This is a genomic window from Streptomyces pallidus (ex Mingjun et al. 2026) (assembly GCF_051550185.1).
Taxonomy (GTDB): Bacteria; Actinomycetota; Actinomycetes; order Streptomycetales; family Streptomycetaceae; genus Streptomyces.
Genome location: NZ_CP196181.1, coordinates 2,925,308 through 2,941,139 on the forward strand (window position 1 = coordinate 2,925,308; position 15,832 = coordinate 2,941,139).

Sequence of the window (15,832 nt, forward strand, 5' to 3'; positions counted from 1 at the left end):
GGGGGCGTAAAGGTCGTGCGAGGGGGCGCACAGGTGCGCGACTTGATCACGTTCGGCGGTATTTGCGGCTGATCACACCGGGTGCAGAACCACACTGAAATCCACCGCCCGCCGCACCCCCCGCAGCCGCCCTGCGCCACGCCGGGAAGCCCACCCGTGCGGACCAATCCGGGTTGCGGCCGGGACGCGCGTTCCCTCACGAGAGGGATGAGAATGGACGCAGGGAGGGGCGCACAGATCGCGCCTGCGCGCCCGGATTCGCTGCACGTCCCTTCACAAGCGGGGACGGGAGGCGCGACACTCGCAGGCGCACATGAGCGTTGCCACCGCAACCTGCGGAAGTGAGGGCAAGTCATGTCCCTGCAGGACGATTTGAACGCCGTACGGCGCAACCTGGACGAGCTCACCCGCAAGGTCGAGCAGCTGGAGCAGCAGGCCTCCCGGCAAAAAACGGAAGGCAACCGTACGACGGCCGCGGACCCGTCCCGGATGGTGACCATCCCGGACGCCCCGTACGACACCGCACTGTGGACGGACAGCGACGACGAGGGACTCGGCGCCCGCGACCGCCGGGCACCCTGACCCCCAGCAGTCGAACCCCGTCACCCACCCCATCGGACCCGGCCACCGCGCCCGCGCGGCGGCCGGGTCTCCTGGGCCACCCCTGACCCTCCCGGAGTCACCCTTGGCCACAGGCACCGAACCACCCCGGCCGCTCACCGGCGTCCACGGACCCTCCCGGGCGGCGATCCCCGCCCGCCACCTGCGCACCGACCGTTGGTGGCTGGCCCCCGCCGGCACCGCGGCCGGGCTGCTCGCCTTCATCGCCTACTCGACCTGGCGGGCCTTCGCGAACGCCCACTACTACGCGGCCCCGTACGTCTCCCCGTTCTACTCGCCCTGCCTGGCGGAGAACTGCGAGGAGATGCGCGCCGGCCCCAACCTCGACCTGTTCGGCAGCTGGTGGGGCCTGTCCCCCGCCCTGCTGATCCTCGTCTTCCCGCTCGGCTTCCGGCTGACCTGCTACTACTACCGCAAGGCGTACTACCGCAGCTTCTGGGCCTCCCCGCCCGCCTGCGCGGTCGCCGAGCCGCACGCCGCGTACACGGGCGAGAGCCGCCTCCCGCTGCTCCTGCAGAACGCCCACCGGTACTTCTTCTACACGGCCCTGCCGGTGGCGGCCATCCTCACGTACGACACCGTGCTGACCTTCCGCAACGACCGCTACGAATGGGGCCACATGGGCCTCGGAACACTGCTGTTCGTCGTCAACATCGTGCTGATCTGGGGCTACACGGCGTCCTGCCACTCCTGCCGGCACATCATGGGCGGCCGCCTGAAGCACTTCTCCCGCCACCCCGTCCGCTACCGGCTGTGGGGCTGGGTCAGCCGCCTCAACGGCCGGCACATGCAGTTGGCGTGGGCCTCCCTGATCAGCGTCGCCGCGTGCGACCTGTACGTGTACCTGCTCGCCACCGGCGCGTTCACCGACCCGAGGATCTTCTGACATGGCTGAAGTCGACCGGCAGCAGTGGGACGTGGTCGTGGTCGGCGCGGGCGGCGCCGGACTGCGGGCCGCCATCGAGGCCCGCGAACGCGGCGCCCGGACCGCCGTGATCTGCAAGTCCCTCTTCGGCAAGGCCCACACGGTGATGGCGGAGGGCGGCATCGCCGCCTCCATGGGCAACGTCAACGAGCACGACAACTGGCAGGTGCACTTCCGCGACACCCTGCGCGGCGGCAAGTTCCTCAACCAGTGGCGGATGGCCGAACTGCACGCGAAGGAGGCCCCCGACCGCGTCTGGGAACTGGAGACCTGGGGCGCCCTCTTCGACCGCACCCCCGACGGACGGATCTCCCAGCGCAACTTCGGCGGCCACGAGTACCCGCGCCTCGCCCACGTCGGCGACCGCACCGGCCTCGAACTGATCCGCACCCTCCAGCAGAAGGTCGTCGCCCTCCAGCAGCAGGACTTCAAGGAGACCGGCGACCACGAATCCCGCCTGAAGGTCTTCCAGGAGTGCACGGTCACCCGGGTCCTCAAGGACGGCGACCGGGTCTCCGGCACCTTCTGCTACGCACGCGAATCCGGCCGCTTCTTCGTCCTGGAGGCCCCCGCCGTGGTCCTGGCCACCGGCGGCATCGGCAAGTCCTTCAAGACCACCTCCAACTCCTGGGAGTACACCGGCGACGGCCACGCCCTGGCCCTGCTCGCCGGCGCACCCCTGCTCAACATGGAGTTCGTCCAGTTCCACCCGACCGGCATGGTCTGGCCGCCCTCGGTCAAGGGCATCCTCGTCACCGAGTCCGTCCGCGGCGACGGCGGCGTCCTGCGCAACAGCAACGACGAGCGGTTCATGTTCGACTACGTCCCGGACGTCTTCAAGGAGAAGTACGCCCAGACCGAGGACGAGGCCGACCGCTGGTACGAGGACCCGGACAACAACCGGCGCCCACCGGAGCTGCTGCCCCGCGACGAGGTGGCCCGCGCCATCAACGCCGAGGTCAAGGCGGGCCGCGGCTCCCCGCACGGCGGCGTCTTCCTCGACGTGTCCACCCGCATGCCGGCCGACCGGATCAAGCGGCGCCTGCCCTCCATGTACCACCAGTTCAAGGAGCTGGCGGACGTGGACATCACCGCCGAGCCGATGGAGGTCGGCCCCACCTGCCACTACGTGATGGGCGGGATCGCCGTCGACTCCGAGACCGCCGCCGCGCAGGGCGTCCCCGGTCTCTTCGCGGCGGGCGAGGTCGCGGGCGGCATGCACGGCTCGAACCGCCTCGGCGGCAACTCCCTCTCCGACCTCCTCGTGTTCGGACGCCGTGCCGGCCTGCACGCGGCCGAGTACGCGGCGTCCGCCGGCCGGCCCGAGGCCCGCCAGGACCAGATCGACGCCGCAGCAGCAGAGGCGCTGGCCCCCTTCCACGCCACCGACGGCGCGGAGAACCCGTACACCCTCCACCAGGAACTCCAGACGACCATGAACGACCTCGTCGGCATCATCCGCCGCGAGGCCGAGATGGCCGAGGCGCTCCGGAAGCTGGCCTCCCTCCGCCGACGCGCCGCCCGCGCCGGCGTCGAGGGACACCGCCAGTTCAACCCGGGCTGGCACCTCGCACTGGACCTGCGGAACATGCTGCTGGTCAGCGAGTGCGTGGCCCGCGCCGCCCTGGAACGCACCGAGAGCCGCGGCGGCCACACCCGCGAGGACTGCCCGTCCATGGACCGGTCCTGGCGCCCGGTGAACCTCCTGTGCCGCCCGGTGGAGCCCGCGCCCGCGGACCCGGCCGCCGACCGCATCGTCCTCCAACGGATCCGCACCGAGCCCATCCGCCCCGACCTGCTGGCGCTCTTCGAAAAGGAAGAGCTGGTCAAGTACCTCGCCGAAGAGGAGCTCTACGAGTGAGCACATACGACGCCCGCTTCCGGATCTGGCGGGGCGACTCCGAGGGTGGGGACCTGCGCGACTTCACCGTCGAGGTGCACGACGGCGAGGTCGTCCTGGACATCGTCCACCGCCTCCAGGCGACCCAGGCCCCGGACCTCGCGGTGCGCTGGAACTGCAAGGCCGGCAAGTGCGGTTCGTGCAGCGCCGAGGTCAACGGCCGCCCCCGGCTCATGTGCATGACGCGCATGTCGGTCTTCGACCGCGCGGAAACGGTCACCATCACCCCCCTGCGCGCCTTCCCGGTGGTCCGCGACCTGGTGACGGACGTCTCCTTCAACTACACGAAGGCCCGCGAGGTCCCGTCCTTCGTCCCCCCACCGGACGTGCCGGCGGGCGCGTACCGGATGCAGCAGATGGACGTGGAGCGCTCCCAGGAGTTCCGCAAGTGCATCGAGTGCTTCCTCTGCCAGGACACCTGCCACGTCGTACGTGACCACGAGGAGAACAAACCGGCCTTCGCCGGACCGCGCTTCCTGATGCGCGTCGCGGAACTCGACATGCACCCCCTCGACGCCGCCCACGAAACAGGCCTGGACCGCAAGCGCACCGCCCAGGAGGACCACGGCCTCGGCTACTGCAACATCACCAAGTGCTGCACGGAGGTCTGCCCGGAAGGCATCAGGATCACCGACAACGCCCTGATCCCGCTCAAGGAACGGGTGGTGGACCGCAAGTTCGACCCCTTGGTGTGGCTCGGCTCGAAAATCACCCGCCGCACCTGACCCCACCGCCCGCCCCCGCCGGCGGGGGCGGGCGCCGTGCGGCTCCGGTCGCGGGGGTGCGGTGGCGCCCATACGCTCCCCCATGTGATGCCGTCGAGGAGGAGAGCGACCACCGGAGCAGTCGACCGGGCCGTCCGGGGCATCCGGGGTGTGCTCGTGTTCTCCGGCTTTCTGCTCGGGGTGGCCGGACCGGTGGGTGCCTGTGCTGCCGCGGCTGTGGTGGTGCCCGCCGAGGATCCCGTCACCCTGTCCCGGCAGGGGCAGGTCACCGACCGGGTGGGGGCCGTCGGCGAGGGGGCGGCGGCCGGTGTCGCCGCTGCGCTGGACCGGCTGTACCGCGATCACGGGGTACAGCTCTTCGTGGTGTACGTGAACGACTTCTCCGGGCGGTCGCCGCAGGGCTGGGCCGACGCCACCGCCCAGAAGAACGGGCTCGGCCGGGACGATCTGCTGCTCGCCGTGGCCACCGGGTCCCGTACGTACGCCTATTCGGCCGACGTGGGCGCCGGGTTCACCGAGGAGCAGCTCGCGGCGGTCGCCCGTACGGCGATCGAGCCCGCGCTGCGGCAGAACGACTGGGCGGGCGCTGCGGTGGGTGCGGCGAACGGCTACGGGGCCGTCCTGGCCGGCAAGCCGGTTCCGACGCCGGCGATCACACCGGGCGAGCCCGATCCGGGTGGGGGCGGGGGCGGGGAGAGCGGTGCCGGGGACTTCGTGCTGCCGGTGGTGGCGGTCGGGGCGGCGGCTGCGCTCGGCGCGTACGCGTACACGCGGCGCAAGCGCAGGGGTGCCGTGCCGGGCGGTTCGCGCACCACGACCGGTTGGGGGGAGCGGCCCGCGACCACGACGGCCCTGCCGCTGCCCGACCTCGACGCGAAGGCCGGGGCGTTGTTGGTGGACACCGACGACGCGGTCCGCACCAGCTCCGAGGAGCTCGGCTTCGCCTCGGCGCAGTTCGGGGAGGCGGCGGTGGCCTCCTTCGCGGAGGCCGTGGCCTTCGCGGACGGGGAGCTGACGGCGGCGTTCCGGCTGCGCCAGCAGCTGGACGACGCCTACCCGGAGGATGATGCGACCCGGCGGCGGATGCTGGACGAGATCGTGGCCCGGTGCAGTGAGGCGAACCGGCGGCTCGACGCCGAGGCCGCGGACTTCGACCGGCTGCGGGACCTGGAGCGCAACGCGCCGCAGGCCCTGGCGGAGGTGGAGGCCCGGGTACGCGATCTGACGGGGCGTGCGGTGACGGCGGCGGCGACCCTGACCGCGCTGCGCGGGCGGTACGCGGACTCGGCGTCGGCCCCGGTCGCCGGGCACGCGGAACGGGCCGGGGACCGGCTGCGGTTCGCGACCGACCACGTGGACCGGGCGCGGGAGGCGGTCGGCTCCGACAGTGGCGCGGCGGCCGTGCACGTACGGGCCGCGGAGGGCGCGGTGGACCAGGCGGCGATCCTGGTGGACGCGGTGGAGCGGCGGGCGCAGGAGCTGGCGGAGGCGGCGGGCAAGCTGCCGGGTGCGCTGACGGAGACGGAGGCGGACCTGGCCGATGCCCGCGGGCTGCTGTCGGGGACGGTGCAGGGGGCGTCGACGGCGGATCTGCGGGGGCGGACGGGGCGGGCGGAGGCGGCGGTGGCCGCGGTGCGTCAGGAGGTGGCGGCGGGCCGGTACGACCCGATCGACGCCCTGCGCCGGGTCGAGGAGGCCGATGCGGCGCTGGACGAGGCACTGTCGGCGGCGCGGGAGCAGGAGACGGGCCGGCGGCGGGCGGCGGCGCTGCTGGAGCAGGCGCTGCTGTCGGCGCGGAGTGCGGCGGCCGCGGCGGCGGACTACGTCACGACCAGTCGGGGTGCGGTGGGTAGCCGCGCCCGTACCCGGCTGGCGGAGGCGCAGCGGCAGCTGGAGCGGTCGGAGCAGTTGGCGGAGTCGGACGCGGCGTCCGCGCTGGCGGCGGCGCAGCGGGCGGACGGGCTGGCGCGGGAGGCGCAGCGGTTGGCCGAGGAGGACGTACGGGGTTTCCAGGACCCGTTCGGCGGCGGCCGGCAGCGGGAGGGGGGCGGTGGCATGGGCGGTGCGGTGCTCGGCGGGATCGTCCTCGGCGAGATCCTGCGCGGGGGGCGTGGCGGAGGCGGGTTCGGTGGTGGGGGGTTCGGTGGTGGGGGGTTCGGGCCGGGTTCGTTCGGTGGTGGGGGGACCCGTGGCCGCATGGGCGGCGGCGGCCGCTTTTGACTCCCCTACTTGGTGCAAGGAGCGTCCCGTGAGCAAGCAGACCGTCCTCGGCCGTGTCGCCCGGCTCGCCAGGGCCAACATCAACGCGTTGTTGGACCAGGCGGAGGATCCGCAGAAGATGCTGGACCAGCTGATCCGCGACTACACCAACAACATCTCGGAGGCGGAGCAGGCGGTGGCGACCACCATCGGCAACCTGCGGATGCTGGAGGCGGACCACCGCGAGGACGTGGACGCGGCGGCGGAGTGGGGCCGCAAGGCGCTGGCGGCGAGCCGGAAGGGGGACGAGCTGCGGGCGGGCGGGTCGGCGGCGGAGGCAGACCGGTTCGACCACCTCGCGAAGGTGGCGCTGGGCCGGCAGCTCCAGTCGGAGCGGGAGGCCGCGACGGCGGCGCCGGTGATCGCCGCGCAGACGGAGGTCGTCGACCGGTTGAAGGCGGGTCTGGAGGCGATGCGGGGGAAGCTCACCGAGTTGACGGCGAAGCGCGACGAGCTGGTGGCCCGCGTCCGGGCGGCCGAGGCGCAGAACAGGATGCTGGACGCGGTGGAGAGCATCGACGTCACGGACCCGACGAGCGACCTGAGCCGGTTCGAGGACAAGGTGCGGCGGGAGGAGGCGCGGGCTCTGGGCCGGCAGGAGCTGGCGGCCTCGTCCCTGGACGCGCAGTTCGAGGCCTTGGACGATCTGGGCCGGTCCGCCGAGGTCGAGGCGCGGCTCGCGGCCCTGAAGTCCGGCGGGGCGGCCTGACCCGCCGGTTGCGGTCGCACGAGAACGGTGGCGTGTCGCTCCAGGCGGTGCGCAGCAGGGCGATGGCCTCTTCGGTCCGGCCCAGTCCCCGGTGTGCGGCCGGAGCAGTGCGTACGCCTCGGTGGCGCGGCCGGTGCGGGCGAGCAGCCGGGCCAAGGCGGCGAGGCCCGGGCGGGTCGCCCGGGCGGGTCGCCCGGGCGGGTCGCCCGGGCGGTCAGCGGCCCGGCTCGGGTCGCGTTCCGCCCGGGCGGTCTCCTCACCCGTACATGTTCAGGAGCTGTTCCGCCGACAGTTCCGGTGTCGGGTCGCCCTCCTCGCCCGGGAGGGGCAGCTCGAACCAGACGGTCTTGCCGCGGTGGGTGCGTCGGGTTCCCCAGCCGGCGGAGAGCATGCCGACCAGCTGGAGGCCGCGTCCTCCCTCGTCGGTGTCGCGGGCCCGGCGGCGGCGCGGCTGGACGAGGTTGCCGTCCCACACCTCGCACACCAGGGTCCGGTCCAGCAGCAGCCGGAGCCGGATCTCGCCCTCCCCGTACCGCAGGGCGTTGGTGACGAGTTCGCTGACGAGCAGTTCGGTGGTGTCGAGGAGTCCCTCCAGGCCCCAGGCGGGCAGTTTCGCCCGGGCCAGTTCTCGGGCGCGGCCCACGGAGCGGGCTTCGCGGGGCAGTTGCCAGTCTCCGACGGCTTCGACGGGGAGCCCTTGGACGCGGGCCATGAGCAGGGCGATGTCGTCTTCTCCGTGTCGGGTGTCGAGGGTGTTGAGGACGTGGTCGCAGACGTCCTCCAGGGGGCGTACCGGGTCGGCCAGTGCTTCGCGCAGGCCGCGCAGGCCTTCCTCCAACGGGTGGTCGCGGGATTCGACGAGGCCGTCGGTGTAGAGGGCGAGCAGGGCTCCCTCGGGGAGGTCGATCTCGACCTCCTCGAAGGGTTCGCCGCCCACCCCGAGGGGCATGCCGGGCGGGACCTCCAGGAGCAGGGCGGGCCGGGGCGGGGCGCCCGGTTCGGGCGGTTCGACGAGCACGGGCGGCATGTGGCCGGCGTTGGCGATGGTGCAGCGTCGGGTGACGGGGTCGTAGACGGCGTACACGCAGGTGGCGAGGTACACCTCGGAGCGGTCGGCGTCGCGGGAGTGCAGGGCTGCGCGGGAGGCCTGCTGGGAGCCGCCGGGGACGCCGAGTCCGCGGGCGATCTCGTCGAGCGCGGTGAGCACCTCGGCCGGCTCCAGGTCGAGCAGGGCCAGGGTGCGTACGGCGGTGCGCAGTTCGCCCATGGCGACGGCGGCCCGCAGGCCGCGGCCCATGACGTCGCCGACGACGAGGGCGGTGCGGTGTCCGGGCAGTTCGATGACGTCGAACCAGTCGCCGCCGACTTCGGTGGCTGCGTTGCCGGGCAGGTAGCGGCAGGCGATGTCGAGGCCGGCGGCTTCGGGGTCGCCGGGCGGGAGCAGGCTGCGTTGCAGTATCAGGGCCCGTTCGTGTTCGCGTCGGTAGAGGCGGGCGTTGTCGATGCAGACGGCGGCGCGGGCGGCGAGTTCGACGGCGACGGCCCGGTCGCGTTCGCCGAAGGGTTCGCTGCCCTTGGTGCGGGAGAACTGGGCGAGTCCGACGACGGTGTCGTGCGCGACCATCGGCACGACGAGCGTGGACTGGACGAGGTCGTCGGGGCCGCCGCCTTCGATGATGCGCGGCCGGGCGGTGCGCAGGGCCAGTGCTCCGGGGGAGGCGGCCGGGTAGCGGTGGGTCTCGCCGACGGCGACGGCGGCGCCGGCCCCGGACAGGGGGGCGTCGGAGACGGCGGAGGCGAAGGCGACCCGCCGCAGCGGTGCGGAGGGGGCGCGTCCGTTGCGTTGTCCGGGGGGTAGGGAGGGGACGCCGGGGCCTTGGGGGCGGGCGGGCCGGTCGTCGTCGCCGAGGAGCAGCCCCTGGTAGAGGTCGACGGCGGCGAGGTCGCAGAAGCCGGGGACGGTGACGTGGAGGAGTTCGCGGGCGGTGGTCTCCAGGTCGAGGGAGTTGCCGATGCGGTGCCCGGCTTCGTTGAGGAGGGCGAGATTGCGCCGTACGCCGGCGGCCTCGCGGGCGGCGAGGTGGCGGCGGGTGACGTCGGTGCCGATGCCGGCGACGCCGACGGGGCGGCCGCTGGCGCCGTGGACGCGGTAGAGGTTGATGGACCAGTGGCGGTTCTCGCGCCGGCCGGGGGCGGCGCCGGTGATCCGCAGGTCGGTGACGGCTTCCCCGGTTTCCAGGACCCGGCGCAGGGCCTCGGTCATGCGTTCGGCCTCCTGCGGGGGGAGGTAGTCGTGGACGGTGCGGCCGCGGTGTTCCTCGACGGCGCCGCCGAAGACGGTGGCGAAGCGGCGGTTGGCCCGCTGGACGGCGAGGTCGGTGCCGAAGAGCAGGAAGCCGAAGGGAGATTGGCCGAATATGGCCTGTGAGGCGGCGAGGTCGGACTCGATGCGGCGCAGGGCGCGGACGTCGACGACGACGCAGAGTGCGGCGCGTTCGGCGGTTTCGGTCTGGGTGGGCATCACGTAGATCTCGGCCACGCCGTGGGCGCCGTTCCCGCCGGGGATGCGGAAGGGGACGAGGCCCGTCCATTCCTTGCCGTCGAGGATCTCGGCCACCCGCCGGTGGCCGCCTTCTCGCAGTTCGGGCGGCATGAAGGCCTCGACGGGGTCGCGTCCCACGACCTGTGCGGCGGTCAGTCCGAACAGTTCCTCGGCGCGCAGGCTCCACTGGTCGACGAGGCCGTCCGGCCCGATGGAGAACGATGCGACCTTGATGTAGTCATATATCGAGCCAGGCGGGCTGCTGTGCCACAGGGAGTCGTGCCATGCCTCCCCGGGCACTCGCGCCTGATGTGCCTGCGCAGGTATCTCGCTCACGCGACCGTCCCCTCCAGCTCACCGCAACCGGACCGGCCATGACCGAAGTATTCAGCACCACGGCCCCGGACGGCACGGCGTTCCCGATCACGAAAAGGTCCCGACTGTTTCGAGCCATGCCGGGTGATCGTCGGCCACCCTTCACCTTGTTACTCACCAGGAAGAGCCAACTCGAACCACACCGTCTTGCCCGACTTGCCGTGACGTGTACCCCAGCGCCGTGCCGTGGCGGCCACCAGGTGCAGCCCCCGGCCGCCCTCGTCGTCGGCTTTGGCGACGCGTTCGCGGGGCGGATCCGGAAGCGGATCGGAGACCTCCACGAGTAGGGCGGCCCCTTCTGCGGGGTTCTCGGGCGGGCTCTCGTCGGGCTGCTCGCGGCGCTCCAGCCGGACCCCGATCGGGCCCGAGGCGTAACGCAGGGAGTTGGTGACCAGCTCGCTGACCAGCAGGACGGTCACGTCACCGACGGAATCGAGGCCCCAGGTGCGGAGCTGGCCCCGCACGGCGTGGCGTGCGGTGCGGACGGCACCGGGCTCGGCCGGGAAGGCCCACTCGGCACATTCGCCGTCTGCGTCGATCACGCCGATCACTTCCCGGGCCTGCAGCGGCCCCCGTCCGGTTCAGCCGGGAGAGGGCCTCTTGGGGCGGTACACGATTAGGTACTAATAGCGACATACCCCCTATTCGCGGCGACGTACCACGCATCCCCCGGGCACCGGCGCACTGTGGCACGGACGGACGGGGGTGCGATCCTCATGCGCCCCGTTGCGACCCGGTGTGCGCGGTGCGCATCCGGCGCCCGATCTCGGCCACCGCGGGCCGGTCCTGGTCGAGCCAGTCCACCGAGTCCAGTTCCGCGGGGTCGAGCCAGCGCAGCTCGTCGTGGTCCTCCAAGGGCGCGGGCTCGCCGGAGAGCAGCCGCGCGGTCCACACGTGCAGGACGAGTCCGGGCTGCAGCGGCCACGCCCCCGGGATGCGCTCCACCGGCGCGGCCTCCACGCCGAGCTCCTCGCGCAGTTCGCGGACCAGCGCCTCGGCGTCGGTCTCGCCGGGCTCGGCCTTGCCTCCGGGCAGCTCCCAGCGGCCGGCCAGCTCCGGGGGCGCGCTGCGCCGGGCGGCCAGCAGGCGGCCCTCATGACAAAGGGCTCCGCCCACGACCACACGTTCCGTCATGGGGCGGAGCCTATGCCACTGCCTCGACGGTCAGTTCGTCGTGGCCGTCTGGCCGATCCGTTCGACCCAGTAGAGCTGCTCGTGTCCGCGGTCGTCGAGGCTGTCGACCACCTTCTGCGCCTCGGCGCGGGTGGGGTAACGGCCCACCCGGTAGCGGTTGCCGTTGTCGTCCTGACGTATGACCAGCCACGGGAGCAGGGCACCGCTGTCGTTCATCGCGTCTCACCCTCCGCCGATCCACCTGCCCGGGAAACCCCATTGCGCATATGCCCGAGCTTACGCCCGACCTTTACTGAGCGGATACGGTTTTTCACGAAGAGGAACCTCGGCGGCGTACGCATCCGGCCACGCGTACGAGTGAGCCGCGCACGCCGGCCCGGACCCGGCGCACCACGGGGGCGGGCGAGCGCCCGTACGCGCCCCTCTGCGGGGGCCGGACCACGGCTCCGGCCCTGGCCGGAGCCGTGGTCCGGCCCGCGCCCCTCTCGGCGGACGCCCCCGGGTCGGGGGCGCGGCGGGGGCGGGCGGAGCGCGGCCGCGCAGGCGCGGGTGAGGGGGCGCGCGGGTGGGGCCGACGCAACGGTGCAGGCCCGCAGCGAACCGGAGCCCCCGGCGCCGGTCGGGATCGCGCCGAAACCCGCCGGTAGGGTTACCGCACCGGGAGGTGGTAGGCGAGGCGGTAGCGGTCCGCCGGGACCACAACGTCGGCGGTTTCGACGGCCCGGCCGGAGGCGTAGTAGGTCCGGCCGATCACCAGCACCACGTGCCCGGGGACCCCGCCCAGCAGCGCGATCTCCTCGGCGAGGCCCGGCCGCGCCCCGACCTCCTCCACCACGTTGTCGACGACGATGTCGATCGCGGCCATCCGGTCGACCACCCCGGAGCCGCCCAGCGGCCCCTCCTCCGGCAGCATCACCGGGGTCCGGCCGGTCACGGCCAGCGGCTCCCACGAGGTGGACAGCATCATCACCTCGCCGGCGTCGCGGAAGACGTACCGCGTCCGCATGACGCGCTCGCCCGGCTCGATGCCGAGCCGCTGCGCGATCGCGGCGGGGGCGACGGCCTGCTCGCTGCTGGACTCCCACGTCCCGCGGGCGCCCGCCTCCGCCTGCTCCTGGCGGAACGGCGTCGACGGCCCGCCCGTGCGGTAGCCGGAGCGGGCGACCCGTCGCGGCACCGGCTGCTCCCTCACGTACGTGCCCGAGCCGGAGCGGCCCTCGACCAGGCCCTCCGCCATGAGGACCTTGCGCGCCTCCAGCGCCACCGTGTCGGAGACCCCGTACTCCTCACGGATCCGGGCCTGCGAGGGGAGGCGGGCGTGCGGGGGCAGGGACCCATCGACGATCTGCCGTCGCAGATCCCCGGCGACGCGCAGATAGGCCGGCTGCTCACCGAAAGCCACTGAGGCCCTCCCATCAGGTTGACAGACAGCCACACCCTCGCAACGGTCGGTTGCACGCCGCAAGCGAGGGCCAGGGTTTCACTCGAAGTGATGAAGGCTGGTCACTCAAACCCCGTTACCGCGCGTCACCTGACGCGTTCCGAGGCGGGCGCGACCGGGGGCCTCCCGCCCGACCGCCCGCCGGACCCGCCTCCGGGCCCGCCACCGGAACCGCCTGCGGAGCCGTCGCCCGGGCCCGGGTCCGCGCTGCGGCCCGGCTCGTCCTCGGCCAGCCATTCCGGCACCGTCGCCGACAGGCCGTACGCCCCGCGCAGCGCCTTCTCCGTCGGCACCGTCAGCGCCGCCGAGGCCCGGTCCCAGGCGTCCTGGAAGTCCGCGGGCCGGACCGCCGCGCCCGCCTTCTGCCACGCCCCGCGCGCCGCCGCGACCTCCTTCAGCTGCGCCCGCGCCGGCCCGGCCAGCTCCGGCCGGCGCGCCGCGACCTCGTCCAGCACCCGGGCCTCCGCGGCCAGGGCCCGGTCCACCTCACGGGCCCACTCGCGGTACGTCGGCAGCGCCTCGTCGAGGTCCTCGTCGGGCCCGTGCCCCAGCGCCAGGTCGACCTCGTTCATCGCGTGCAGGAAGGTCACCTGGTCCGGCTTCAGCATCCCGGCGTCGCCGCGCAGGCTGCCGCGGTGCTCCTCCCCCGCCGTGCCGATCACGCACAGCAGCCGCCGCTCGCCGCCGCCCCACCCCTCCCGCGGGGGCGCGAACCAGAACAGCTCCGCGTACCCCGGCAGCGCCCAGGAGTCCATGGCGTACGCGTCCTGGGCGCGCCAGCAGGCGTCCGTGGCCGCCCGCTTCATCTTCCGGCCGCCGCGGAACTGCGCCGGGTCGAACCGGGTCGAGGAGGTGACCTCCCCGTGGTGCACCTCCGTGCAGGCGACGCGGTAGAACAGCGGGTCCTCGTCGAGCAGGTCCCCGCCGGGGACGTTGAAGCAGTCGCCGGCGCGCAGCTCGTCGATGTCGGTGACCTCCCCCTGGACGTCCTCGTACGGGGAGAGCGTGTCGAGGCGGGAGAAGAGCGGCTCCGCGGCCCGGTCCACGGCCAGGACCAGCAGTGCGGTCGTCACGAGCGACACCGCCAGGCCGGTGATCGCCAGCGGTCTGCCCCGCTCGCCCTTCCCGGCGATCTGGACGAGGGCCACGATCCCGAGGACGATACCGAGCGGCGGCAGGCACAGGAGCCCCACGAGCAGCGACGCGAGCGCGAAACCGTTGAGTGCCGGTTCCCCTTGGTCCGGCCGGGGGGACGGAGCCGGCCAGTGGGGCGGCGACTGGGTGCTCACGGGGTACGGGCTCCATCGCAGGTGTCGCGAACGAATGCGCGAAACAGTACACAGCGGGGGCGACCGTGGTGTCGGTCGCCCCCGCCGGTTCCGGTTCGCCGCGCCCGAGGCCGTCGGTGCGGTGATCCCGGGTCAGGTTCCCTGCACGGGGCCCTGGTTCGGTGCCGGGCTCAGAACTGGAGCGCCCAGGAGTCGATCTTTCCGGTGTCGACGTTGGCGTTGTCGTTCACCCGGAGCTTCCAGACGCCGTTGGCGACCTCCGAGGAGGCGTTGACGGAGTAGGTCTGCAGGACGTTGTCGGCGCTGCCGCCACTGCGGTTGTGCAGGGTGTAGACGGAGCCGTCGGGGGCGACGAGGTCGACCTTCAGGTCGCCGATGTACGTGTGCTTGATGTCGACCGAGACGGCCAGGGCGGCGGGGGCGTTGCCGGGGACCCCGCTGACGGTGAGGGGCGACTCGACGGTCGCGTTGTCGTTGACGGCGTAGTCGGCGGTGTTCTCGAAGCGCGGTCCGCCCGGCGGGGTGGTGCCGCCCCCGACGAACAGCAGGCGGTTCGGGGAGCCGGTTCCGGGGCCGGTCACCACGTTCGGGGTGGCCGCGGCCACCAGGGCCGAGGCGACCTGGGCCGGGGTGTCCGACGGGTTCTGCGACAGGTGCACGGCGGCCGCGCCGGCGACGTGCGGCGAGGCCATCGAGGTGCCGGAGATGGTGTTGGTGGCGGAGTCGCCGGTGCCCCAGGCGGAGGTGATGGAGGAGCCGGGGGCGAAGAGGTCGAGCACGTTGCCGTAGTTGGAGAAGCTGGACTTCGCGTCGCTGCTGGTGGTGGCGCCGACCGTGAGGGCCTCGGTGACGCGGGCCGGGGACTTGGTGTTGGCGTTGGTGGACTCGTTGCCCGCCGCGACCGCGTAGGTGATGCCGGCGGCTATGGAGTTGCGGACGGCGGTGTCGAGCGCGGAGTCGGCCCCGCCGCCGAGGGACATGTTGGCCACGGCCGGCTTGACCGCGTTCCGGGTCACCCAGTCGATGCCGGCGACGACCTGGGCCGTCGTACCGGAGCCGTTGTTGTCGAGGACGCGGACGGCGACGATCTTCGCCTTCTTGGCGACGCCGTAGCTGCCGCCGGCGACGGTGCCGGCGACGTGCGTGCCGTGGCCGTGGCCGTCCTGGGCGGTGTTGTCGTTGTCGACGGCGTCGAAGCCGTAGGAGGCGCGGCCGCCGAAGTCGGTGTGGGTGATGCGCACGCCGGTGTCGATGATGTACGCGGTCACGCCCTCGCCGGCCTTGTCCGGGTAGGTGTAGCTGCTGCCCAGCGGCAGCGCGCGCTGGTCGATGCGGTCCAGGCCCCAGGACGGCGGGCTGGGCTGGGTGCCCTGGGCGCCGTCGACGGTGAAGACGCGGTTCTGCACGACGGACGTGACCGCCGGGTCGGCGGCGAGCTTCCTGGCCTGAGCCTCGGAGACCTCGACGGAGTAGCCGTTGAGGGCGGAGCTGTAGGTGCGGTCGATGCGGGCGCCGTACCTCTTGGCGACGGCCTTGCCTTCGGCCGCGGTCGAACGGGTGGCGTCCTTCAGGGTCACGATGTAGCTGCCGGCCACGGAGCCGGGGGCGCCGGCGTTCTCGATGACGCCCTGCGGGCCGTTGTCGGCCGCCGAGGCGGGGAGCGCGGCGGCCGCGCCGAGCGTGAGGGCCAGGGCGGCGGCCGCGCCGAGCCCGGCGGCCTTCCGGCGGGTGTGACGCATGGACATGTGGGGGGTCCTCCTCGTCGGGGGGTGCGCTTCGGGGATCCGGGACGGCGTCGCGGGCGCCACACGGCGCACACGGTCACGATTACAGACATGGCCATGACAATTCACGGAGGGGCTGCCGCGCTGCCGCCTCCGAAAGGTTGGCGCAGCCTCGCGCCATCCCACAA

The 15,832-nt window shown here is 73.2% G+C and carries 13 protein-coding genes; 6 read left to right on the forward strand and 7 right to left on the reverse strand.

The genetic code is table 11. The features are described 5' to 3' along the window. The first annotated feature begins 354 nt into the window (after positions 1-354). The 6 genes from ACSHWO_RS12540 to ACSHWO_RS12565 all read left to right on the forward strand — a co-directional run bounded on the left by ACSHWO_RS12540 (position 355) and on the right by ACSHWO_RS12565 (position 7,139). The gene (locus ACSHWO_RS12540) at positions 355-582 is read left to right on the forward strand and encodes a hypothetical protein (RefSeq protein ID WP_361099483.1); all 228 of its coding nucleotides are present in this window, start codon (positions 355-357) and stop codon (positions 580-582) included. A gap of 103 nt (positions 583-685) precedes the next feature. After that, on the forward strand, positions 686-1,507 hold the full coding sequence (locus ACSHWO_RS12545; RefSeq protein WP_385838195.1) for a hypothetical protein: 822 nt from the start codon (positions 686-688) through the stop codon (positions 1,505-1,507). 1 nt (position 1,508) lies between these two features. Then, complete coding sequence (locus ACSHWO_RS12550; RefSeq protein ID WP_404234150.1) at positions 1,509-3,407, forward strand: fumarate reductase/succinate dehydrogenase flavoprotein subunit; 1,899 nt, start codon at positions 1,509-1,511, stop codon at positions 3,405-3,407. Beyond that, complete coding sequence (locus ACSHWO_RS12555; protein ID WP_438311823.1) at positions 3,404-4,171, forward strand: succinate dehydrogenase/fumarate reductase iron-sulfur subunit; 768 nt, start codon at positions 3,404-3,406, stop codon at positions 4,169-4,171. The genes ACSHWO_RS12550 and ACSHWO_RS12555 overlap by 4 nt, the downstream gene beginning before the upstream one ends. Positions 4,172-4,258: 87 nt before the next feature. Further along, positions 4,259-6,391, forward strand: a complete 2,133-nt coding sequence (locus ACSHWO_RS12560; protein WP_438311826.1) for a TPM domain-containing protein — start codon at positions 4,259-4,261, stop codon at positions 6,389-6,391. Between the two features lie 28 nt (positions 6,392-6,419). Next, entirely contained in the window at positions 6,420-7,139 is a 720-nt protein-coding gene (locus tag ACSHWO_RS12565; protein WP_438311829.1) for a PspA/IM30 family protein, read from the forward strand. A gap of 256 nt (positions 7,140-7,395) precedes the next feature. On the opposite strand, the gene ACSHWO_RS12570 is transcribed toward ACSHWO_RS12565, so the two are convergent. From ACSHWO_RS12570 to ACSHWO_RS12600, 7 genes are all read right to left on the reverse strand, one after another. After that, a complete protein-coding gene (locus ACSHWO_RS12570) occupies positions 7,396-10,008 on the reverse strand; it encodes a SpoIIE family protein phosphatase (RefSeq protein WP_438319061.1) in 2,613 nt (870 codons plus the stop codon). A 158-nt stretch (positions 10,009-10,166) separates the two neighbouring features. Beyond that, the gene (locus ACSHWO_RS12575; protein WP_385838163.1) at positions 10,167-10,607 is read right to left on the reverse strand and encodes an ATP-binding protein; all 441 of its coding nucleotides are present in this window, start codon (positions 10,605-10,607) and stop codon (positions 10,167-10,169) included. 163 nt (positions 10,608-10,770) lie between these two features. Continuing rightward, complete coding sequence (locus ACSHWO_RS12580; RefSeq protein WP_361099465.1) at positions 10,771-11,190, reverse strand: (deoxy)nucleoside triphosphate pyrophosphohydrolase; 420 nt, start codon at positions 11,188-11,190, stop codon at positions 10,771-10,773. A gap of 30 nt (positions 11,191-11,220) precedes the next feature. Further along, positions 11,221-11,406, reverse strand: a complete 186-nt coding sequence (locus ACSHWO_RS12585) for an SPOR domain-containing protein (RefSeq protein WP_361099462.1) — start codon at positions 11,404-11,406, stop codon at positions 11,221-11,223. 433 nt (positions 11,407-11,839) lie between these two features. After that, positions 11,840-12,592, reverse strand: coding sequence for a GntR family transcriptional regulator (locus ACSHWO_RS12590; RefSeq protein WP_385838145.1), 753 nt, complete (start codon positions 12,590-12,592; stop codon positions 11,840-11,842). A gap of 125 nt (positions 12,593-12,717) precedes the next feature. Next, a complete protein-coding gene (locus ACSHWO_RS12595) occupies positions 12,718-13,920 on the reverse strand; it encodes a DUF4190 domain-containing protein (RefSeq protein WP_438311833.1) in 1,203 nt (400 codons plus the stop codon). A gap of 170 nt (positions 13,921-14,090) precedes the next feature. Further along, positions 14,091-15,659 carry a S8 family peptidase gene (locus ACSHWO_RS12600; RefSeq protein WP_438319063.1) on the reverse strand — a complete coding sequence of 523 codons (1,569 nt, stop codon included), beginning with the start codon at positions 15,657-15,659 and terminating at the stop codon, positions 14,091-14,093. Positions 15,660-15,832: the final 173 nt, after the last annotated feature.

Bases quoted from the DNA above. Each gene is read 5' to 3' on its own strand.
- ACSHWO_RS12600 (WP_438319063.1), bottom strand. From the start codon at position 15,659: ATGCGTCACACCCGCCGGAAGGCCGCCGGGCTCGGCGCGGCCGCCGCC.
- ACSHWO_RS12540 (WP_361099483.1), top strand. From the start codon at position 355: ATGTCCCTGCAGGACGATTTGAACGCCGTACGGCGCAACCTGGACGAG.
- ACSHWO_RS12585 (WP_361099462.1), bottom strand. From the start codon at position 11,406: ATGAACGACAGCGGTGCCCTGCTCCCGTGGCTGGTCATACGTCAGGAC.
- ACSHWO_RS12560 (WP_438311826.1), top strand. From the start codon at position 4,259: ATGCCGTCGAGGAGGAGAGCGACCACCGGAGCAGTCGACCGGGCCGTC.
- ACSHWO_RS12550 (WP_404234150.1), top strand. From the start codon at position 1,509: ATGGCTGAAGTCGACCGGCAGCAGTGGGACGTGGTCGTGGTCGGCGCG.
- ACSHWO_RS12580 (WP_361099465.1), bottom strand. From the start codon at position 11,190: ATGACGGAACGTGTGGTCGTGGGCGGAGCCCTTTGTCATGAGGGCCGC.